This window comes from Lelliottia jeotgali, from assembly GCF_977070485.1.
This window is the reverse complement of sequence record NZ_CDRVFO010000041.1, coordinates 1-1,690: the sequence shown is the minus strand read 5'-3', so window position 1 is coordinate 1,690 and position 1,690 is coordinate 1. Positions and strand designations below refer to the sequence as shown.

General features: G+C 49.5%; 1 rRNA gene. It reads right to left on the bottom strand.

Features of this window, described 5'->3' with window-relative positions:
* Positions 1-1,498, bottom strand: a 23S ribosomal RNA gene (locus ACW4TB_RS27470); the annotation flags it as partial.
* Between the last annotated feature and the right edge of the window lie 192 nt (positions 1,499-1,690).

Genomic DNA, 1,690 nt, shown 5'->3' with positions numbered 1-1,690 from the left:
TTGAGATCCCGGATTTGCCTAAGATCTCAGCCTACCACCTTAAACTTGGACAACCAACGCCAAGCTGGCCTAGCCTTCTCCGTCCCTCCATCGCAATAACTGGAAGTACAGGAATATTAACCTGTTTTCCATCGACTACGCTTTTCAGCCTCGCCTTAGGGACCGACTAACCCTGCGTCGATTAACGTTGCGCAGGAAACCTTGGTCTTTCGGCGTGCGAGTTTTTCACTCGCATTGTCGTTACTCATGTCAGCATTCGCACTTCTGATACCTCCAGCAAGCTTCTCAACTCACCTTCACAGGCTTACAGAACGCTCCTCTACCGCATCACCAAAGGTGATACCCGTAGCTTCGGTGCATGGTTTGAGCCCCGTTACATCTTCCGCGCAGGCCGACTCGACTAGTGAGCTATTACGCTTTCTTTAAAGGGTGGCTGCTTCTAAGCCAACCTCCTAGCTGTCTAAGCCTTCCCACATCGTTTCCCACTTAACCATGACTTTGGGACCTTAGCTGACGGTCTGGGTTGTTTCCCTTTTCACGACGGACGTTAGCACCCGCCGTGTGTCTCCCATGCTCGGCACTTGTAGGTATTCGGAGTTTGCATCGGTTTGGTAAGTCGGGATGACCCCCTAGCCGAAACAGTGCTCTACCCCCTACAGTGATACATGAGGCGCTACCTAAATAGCTTTCGAGGAGAACCAGCTATCTCCGAGCTTGATTAGCCTTTCACTCCGATCCACAGGTCATCCGCTAACTTTTCAACGGTAGTCGGTTCGGTCCTCCAGTCAGTGTTACCTAACCTTCAACCTGCCCATGGATAGATCGCCCGGTTTCGGGTCTATACCCAGCGACTAAACGCCCTATTAAGACTCGCTTTCGCTACGCCTCCCCTATTCGGTTAAGCTCGCCACTGAATATAAGTCGCTGACCCATTATACAAAAGGTACGCAGTCACCTAACAAAGTAGGCTCCCACTGCTTGTACGCATACGGTTTCAGGTTCTATTTCACTCCCCTCTCCGGGGTTCTTTTCGCCTTTCCCTCACGGTACTGGTTCACTATCGGTCAGTCAGTAGTATTTAGCCTTGGAGGATGGTCCCCCCATATTCAGACAAAGTTTCTCGTGCTCCGTCCTACTCGATTTCATTGATAAGAGATTTTCGTGTACGGGGCTATCACCCACTATGGCCGCACTTTCCAGAGCGTTCCACTAATCTCAAACCAACTTAAGGGCTGGTCCCCGTTCGCTCGCCACTACTAAGGGAATCTCGGTTGATTTCTTTTCCTCAGGGTACTTAGATGTTTCAGTTCCCCTGGTTCGCCTCTTGCACCTATGTATTCAGTACAAGATACTCAGCTTATGCTGAGTGGGTTCCCCCATTCAGAGATCTCTGGATCACAGTCTGTTTGCCGACTCCCCAAAGCTTATCGCAGGCTACCACGTCTTTCATCGCCTCTGACTGCCAAGGCATCCACCGTATGCGCTTCTTCACTTGACCATATAACCCCAAGCAATCTGGTTATACTGTGAAGACGACATTCGCCGAAAATTCGCATGTTGCTCTTTCGAGCAGAACTCACAAATTTTACCTTAGCCTGATCACACACCAGTGAAAGTGCATGTCAGTCTATTTCTATCACATATCCGAATTTTTAAAGAACGATCTGACAAAAGTCAGAAATCAACATTC